The sequence below is a fragment of the Caldibacillus sp. 210928-DFI.2.18 genome (assembly GCF_020554505.1).
Lineage (GTDB): Bacteria > Bacillota > Bacilli > Bacillales > Caldibacillaceae > Caldifermentibacillus > Caldifermentibacillus hisashii.
The window spans coordinates 1-541 of sequence record NZ_JAJCHL010000222.1; the positions used below are offsets into that span (position 1 = coordinate 1).

Sequence of the window (541 nt, forward strand, 5' to 3'; positions counted from 1 at the left end):
TTCTGCACGTTGGGAAAAACAACGTTTGAAAGTAGCAAAGTTACAAGAGAAAATTGCCAATCAACGCAAAAATTTTCTTCACCATAAATCAAAAGAATTAGCATCAACCTATGACGCAGTTATCATTGAGGACTTAGACATGAAAGGAATGTCTCAAGCCCTCAATTTTGGAAAAAGTGTTCATGATAATGGCTGGGGTATGTTCACTACTTTCTTAGAATACAAGCTAAAAGAACAAGGGAAACAACTTGTAAAAATCGATAAGTGGTTCCCTTCTACTAAGAAATGTTCTTGTTGTGGCAAGGAAAAAGAAATGCCATTATCTAAACGTGTATATGAATGTTCTTGCGGTTTTGTATTAGATCGTGATCACAATTCAGCAATCAATATCAAAAATGAAGGATTACGCATATTAGCATAAAGAATAATAACTTTCGGAACGAGAGGGTAAGCTCGGTCAATTTCTTATCGTTAGATAGGATTACCCGAGAAGCCCCCACTTCAAGCGACCCGCAAGGGTGGTAAGTGGAGGGTAGTTCAC

At 37.5% G+C, this 541-nt stretch carries 1 protein-coding gene; it reads left to right on the plus strand.

Annotated features, from left to right (window positions below; genetic code table 11):
* The coding region (locus LIZ98_RS17660; RefSeq protein ID WP_227140437.1) for an RNA-guided endonuclease InsQ/TnpB family protein at positions 1 to 421 on the plus strand (421 nt) is incomplete at its 5' end.
* Positions 422 to 541 lie beyond the last annotated feature (120 nt).